The organism is uncultured Bifidobacterium sp. (assembly GCF_959020145.1).
Classification (GTDB): Bacteria; Actinomycetota; Actinomycetes; order Actinomycetales; family Bifidobacteriaceae; genus Bifidobacterium.
The window spans coordinates 1-5,823 of sequence record NZ_CAUEQY010000055.1 but is presented as its reverse complement, the minus strand read 5'-3'; the positions used below and the strand labels follow the sequence as shown (position 1 = coordinate 5,823).

General features: G+C 59.2%; 6 protein-coding genes. All 6 read right to left on the bottom strand.

Annotated elements, in window-relative coordinates:
* Positions 1 to 292: 292 nt before the first annotated feature.
* A complete protein-coding gene (gtfA, locus tag Q5H33_RS07925) occupies positions 293 to 1,807 on the bottom strand; it encodes a sucrose phosphorylase (protein ID WP_117611681.1) in 1,515 nt (504 codons plus the stop codon).
* A gap of 224 nt (positions 1,808 to 2,031) precedes the next feature.
* Positions 2,032 to 3,117: a LacI family DNA-binding transcriptional regulator gene (locus Q5H33_RS07920; protein ID WP_013410450.1), complete on the bottom strand. Its 1,086-nt coding sequence runs from the start codon at positions 3,115 to 3,117 to the stop codon at positions 2,032 to 2,034.
* A 301-nt stretch (positions 3,118 to 3,418) separates the two neighbouring features.
* Positions 3,419 to 3,610, bottom strand: coding sequence for a hypothetical protein (locus Q5H33_RS07915; protein ID WP_117611679.1), 192 nt, complete (start codon positions 3,608 to 3,610; stop codon positions 3,419 to 3,421).
* 88 nt (positions 3,611 to 3,698) lie between these two features.
* Positions 3,699 to 4,094: a CrcB family protein gene (locus Q5H33_RS07910; RefSeq protein ID WP_003832500.1), complete on the bottom strand. Its 396-nt coding sequence runs from the start codon at positions 4,092 to 4,094 to the stop codon at positions 3,699 to 3,701.
* On the bottom strand, positions 4,094 to 5,188 hold the full coding sequence (locus tag Q5H33_RS07905; RefSeq protein ID WP_302423915.1) for a CrcB family protein: 1,095 nt from the start codon (positions 5,186 to 5,188) through the stop codon (positions 4,094 to 4,096). The genes Q5H33_RS07910 and Q5H33_RS07905 overlap by 1 nt, the downstream gene beginning before the upstream one ends.
* Positions 5,189 to 5,374: 186 nt before the next feature.
* On the bottom strand, positions 5,375 to 5,823 hold a 449-nt coding region (locus tag Q5H33_RS07900; RefSeq protein WP_302423914.1), incomplete at its 5' end, for a TrkA C-terminal domain-containing protein.

Below are 5,823 nucleotides of genomic sequence, written 5' to 3'. Positions count from 1 at the left end.
CAGCACAACAGCGTGAGCACGTTGAGAATAATCAGATCGAACAGCACGCCCATAATGGCGAAAAACATGTTGTCTTGATCGAAAAGCTTTGACATCTTTGACATAAGCTCACCTTACCCGTTTTTGCTGGGATTTCAGCTGATTCCCGGGAAAATTGTTTTCCCGATAAGACGATTGCTCGAAAAAACGAAAATGCGAATCGTCCTTCCTGAAGGAGAGGTGACAGGAAGGACGATTACAGATTTATGGATTTATGCGCGGTCAGGCAGCGACCGGATCAGGCGAGGCTGAATCAGGCCGCGACCGGCGGATTGGCGATCAGATCGTCCGTGCGGTGCTCACCGGCGGCATCACGCCATTCGAGCGTGGCGACGGACGCGGTGTTCTCCACACCAAGACCGCGACCCGGTTCGAACGTGAGCGTAGCCTCGGTAGTTGCACCCTTCCACATGAAGCTGATGGACGTGTCGCCGTCGGCGCTGTACGAGAAAGTGCCGTCGAACGCATCAAGCTCGTTGCGGAACTTGGCAAGCGCGTTCAGTGCCTTCACCACCGGACGCTGCAGATTCTCGTCGATCTCAGCCGTGGAATAGTAATGGCGATTGATATCGCGGCCATTATTGGTCTTGCGCAGCAGCTCCATGTCGTTCTTGCCGGCAAGCGCGCCGACATAGTAGACCTGCGGAACGCCCGGCAGGAAGAACTGCACCGCGCGAGCCGCAATATAGTGCTGATCGTTGCATCCCAGCGCCGAATAGTAGGTGCTGTTGACCTGATACAGGTCAAGATTGGATGCGGCGGCACCGGTAGCGGCCTGCGATTCGCCGTGAGTGTTCGCATGAATGGCGTTGACGAGATTGTCGACATCCTCATCCGGCACGAGCCCCTTGAGCGAACGGTCCAGCTGATCGGAACCGATGTCGATCACGCCGATGCCATCATGCGTGTCAAGTACGGTGACGGCATTGTTCGGACGGATGTCGGTCCAATGCGCGACCGGCTCGACATGACCGGTATTCAGCGAATGCAGCAGCAGCGGCGGAAGGGCGAAATCGTAGACGCGATCGACCTTCGACGCGATCTCGACCTGCTTCTTGTAGTAGGAATGCACTTCGATGAGGATTTCCAAGCCGCGCTTGACGCCCTCCTCGCGCAGGCGGGAGATGAGCTTGAACGTTTTCGGCGTCATGAAGCAGCTGGTACCGGCTTCCTTGGCACCGTAGCCGACGGCGTCAAGACGAATGTAGCTGACGTGGGATGCGGCCATCTGGTCGAAAATCGACATCAGGTATTCCCAGCCTTTGTCGGAATCCGTGTCGATATCGACCTGCTGCGGGGTGAAGCTGACCCAGACCAGGCGAGTCTTGCCCGCGAACTTGTAGTGGGTGAACGGCAGACCCGGGCGCGGACGGTAGATGCCGGCCAGATCCTCTTCGGTCGCGCCGTTCGGAAAGACGGAACTCATGGTCAGGAACATCGGGTAATACTCGGATTCCTCGCCCTTTTCAAGCACGTCTTGGAACTGCTTGGATTCCCAGCTCATGTGGTTGACGATGGCGTCGACCATGATGCCGTGGGTCTTGGAAAGTTCGGCGACATCGTCCCAGCCGCCGAGGCGCGGGTCGACCTTGGTGTGGTCGATGGGGTCGAAGCCTGCATCCGCGCCGTCGAATGGAGTGAAGAACGGCAGGATATGCACGCCGTCATACACGCCGTCGAAACGGGTGCGCAGGATGTCGGTCATCGAGCTGAGGGTGCCGTCGCCGAGGCGATCGGCGTAGGTGATGAGCTGCACTTTGTTTTTCATGGGACCTCCCTTGGTTCATGGGTGCGGGTGCAATGTGTGCGCGTCTGCCTGTTTGTTGTTTACGTATTTGCATACTCACGTATGTATCGAACCGGTTCGATATTACCTCGAGAGGGGCGTCAATGTCCAGTCACACAGCGGAATGCGCGTGTCGAACCGGTTTGATGCGGTGTTCTATGCAGCCCAGCCTGTCCGACCCCAACCCAGCGTTCCAACGCGCAGCATCAACGCGTGGTATCGCCTGGCACCAGCGTCATGGGAATAAGCACATTCGGCTCGAACGGCTTGGGGATGTTCTTGCGCGAGGCGTTGGCCGCAGCCGCCTCTTCATTGGCGATCGCCTGCACCATATGGTCGGCCGCCGACTGCGCGATCGCCGAGAAATCCTGTGCGACCGCGGTCAGCTTCATACCGGCCAAATCGGTCAAATACGTGCCATCATAGGCGACGACCTGCAGCTCGTCAGGAATGGAAATTCCGCGGCTCAACGCTTCGCGCACGCAGAACGCCGCGCCAATATCGGAGCTGACCACGGCATCGACGCCGTCGGTCGCCACCCCATCAAGCGCACGGCTGACCGCACGATGATAGCCGGCGAAATCCATCACCTCACCGGCCTCGATATACTCATACTTCACGCCCGCGGAGGTCAATTCCTGTTCCAACGTGAGGTAGTAGCGCACCGTCGGGAACGTGGTCTTTCCCAAATCGAACGACCCCTCCTCGACTTCGCCGCGGACCGCCAGATCGAAGAACTGATCGCGCGGACCGCCAATCATCACCACATGGCGCGCGCCATTGCGAATCAGCATCTGCGCAATCAGTCGCCCACCCTGCTCGTGGTCAGATCCGATCGACGAAATACCATTTCCAAGCACGCGATCGAATGCGACGATCGGGCGGTGGATGGACGTCCAATAATCGCCGGGATGCGAGGTGTGAGCGCACATGACGATGCCGTCCATCATGTGCCTGCGCAGCATATCGACGTATTGGATTTCGCCGTCCGTCTCGTCGGTGGTGGAGCACAGCATGGTGCGCAGCCCCTGCGCGGCGAGCGCATGCTGCAGGTGCGCGGTAAACGTTGCAAAGAACGGGTGACGGATGGTGGGCACGATGACGCCGACCAGATTCGTGCGATCGTGGTACAGGTTGCGGGCAAGCTCGTTCGGCACGTAATTGAGGGCCTGCATGGCCTTACGCACGCGGTCGCGCATGTCGTTGGATACATACCCGTTGCCGTTCACCACCAGCGAGACGGTGCTCAGAGACACCCCGGCCTTCTTCGCCACATCGCGCATGCCGACCATGATCGCACCTTCCCCGTTATCACTGTTCCATCGTTGTATTCTCACGTGCTTGCCGCGCGCTTTCCGTGCGCTTCTCGCGAGATATTACATTCATTTACATTCTCTCGAACCTGTTCGACAGTCCGGCGTGTATATCGCTTAACGGGGTTACCCCTTTACTTGATTTTCAATATTGATTTTCGTATGCTGCCCACGACACGGAAAACGGCAGCACAGCACAACAAAAGAAACGGCGCAAAGCTTGCGATATCCACACTCACTTTGCGCCGTCTTCTTGTATTGATGATGACCTACATTGCGATCAGTCGGTCGGCACGTCGCCGGACTGGGTGTGGTCGAAGACCGGCTTGTTGTCTTTGTCGAAGGTGTAGACGCCGATGTTCGCGGAGCTCGGATCATTGTTCTTATTGAACGGTCCGATACCGGTCTGGCCCTGGTACTGGATATCCTTGCCATCCTTCAGCAGCGGCTTGGCCTGGTCGAATGCAATCACCAGCGTCGCATCCGGGCTGGCGGCCTTGATGGCGGTTGCGCTCAGATTCCTTTCATGTTACTCAGCGACCGTCCGCGTAACGTGAAAATTACGCCGGATTGGCGAGCAGCGCAATGCCGAAACCGGTGGCCACGCAAATGAGAGGCACCGCGACGGTTGCTATTCCATAGCCCAGAGCCAGCGTAAAACGACGCTGGCGAATCAATGAAACCACTTCGTTGAGCGCCGTGGAGAATGTTGAGAAACCACCGAGAAATCCGACAACGAACATCATGACCGTGTCCATATCCACCGATTGCGAATAGTAGGACATCATGGCGATGCCCGCGCATAGCGAGGCGACGCCGTTGATGACGAGCGTGGATAGCGGGAAGTTGCGGTTCGTTCTCCGATTCTCGCGATTCCAGCCTCGTTGAATTGACACGTCGAGCACGTAACGGGCCATGGCGCCCAGACCGCCGAACAGACAGATCATCCACATCATCAGCGCACCTCCCCGGTAGCCGGGTCGGCGATAAGCGAAATCTCCGCAGTGATCGGTTTGGGCTCGAAGCTGGGCGGAAGCGGGTTAGCCGGCTGCTGGATCGGCTGCGACTGCTGCTGGGGCTGCTGGATTGGTTGCGACTGCTGAATCGGCTCGGGCAGCTGCCCCAAGTCTGAAGTATCCTGCTCGCGCAGCAACGGCTGCGATGGCTGTGCCAGCTGAGGAACGGCCAGCGGAGGAATCTGCGGAACGCGGCCCGTCTGCATAGTCTGGCTGGCGGTCGGCGGCACGGTTGGTGTTTCGACTCGCGGAACCTGTCCCGTCTGTGCAATCTGCTGGGCCGCCTGCGCGGCCTGCTGCGCCGCCTGCGCGGCTTCCATTGCGGCCTGCGCGGCAGAACGCGCCACGTCGGCCACTTTCACATGGCGTACGCCCTGCGTGTCCGATTCGGCAGAATCGGACACGGAAACAGCTGAAAACGCACCCCGAACCCGCTTTCGAGTACTCCGTGACAGCAGTGCCTGCATCAGAACCACGCCGGCGGCGGCAGTGAGCAAACCGCCTGCAAAATTTCCCGCAAGATAGCCAAGCGCACTGGCGATATGCCGCTCGTGCAGACCTTCCATCGTTTCCAGCATCACGCCGGACATCGTCGAAAGCCCGCCGAGCAAGCCGAGCCCAACGCCACGGCTGACAACCTGCCGCACCCGGCGACGCAGCCACGAAGCGGTCGCCATGAATTCGGTCAGCATCGCGAACAGGAAGCAGGCGACCATATTCGACACAAACGTGCCCACAACGAATGGCGTCCCGCTGACCGACGGCAGGAGCATATCCAACGCATGCCGACAGCCGACTCCAACAAATCCACCGACGAACACCACAACATACATCAGTCCGTCGGCGAGCGGATTGAACCGCGCCTGCATACGTTTCATCGGCGCCAGGGGAATCGTAGGCGGATCCATGGTGTTAGCGGCGGGCGCGGTTGCACCAGCATGCATCACCTCAACAGCGTCGATTGCCTGCGTGATGGGATGTGAGTCCTCACCCGCAGTCACCACGTCTCCCGGCGATTGTTCTTGCGATTCCATTGCGCTCCCCCTGTACTGGCCTTCCGCGGACAGCGTTGTTCCGCCCATAGGCCGTGCAACAACGAGCTGGGCCGCGGTTGCCGCCTTCCTAACGCATATGAGTTTACACGGAGCGCCAACGTATGCACCCTGGATGTCCGATTCCGCAGATTCGTACATCCAGAGTCCAGCCGAATTCAGCCAGGCTCAGTCAAGCCGGGCATCACACAGCCGCCGCATCGCAGGTCGTACCTCGCGCTCCTCCTCGCCACTGAACAGCACCACCAGATAGTCACCGGCACGCAGCCGTGTATCACCGCGCGGCACGATCTCGCTTTCGCCGCGACGCAGGCCGATGATCAGACACCCAGACGGCCAACGCACGTCACGCACCCGCTTGCCGTCCGCAATCGCCCCCATTTCCAATGGCAGTTCCATAATGCCGCTGCCCACATGGCTTGCGATTGCCATCTGCATGCCTTGCGCACGCACGTACCGCTCCAGCAACTCCCCATAGATCGGTTTGGTGCGCAGCAGATCGGACACCAACAGCGCGATGAAAGCGACGGCAGCGACCGGCAGCATGTGCGTCAACGTTCCGGACATCTCCACAGCCAACAGAATCGACGTGATCGGCGTTTTCACGGACGCGGCGA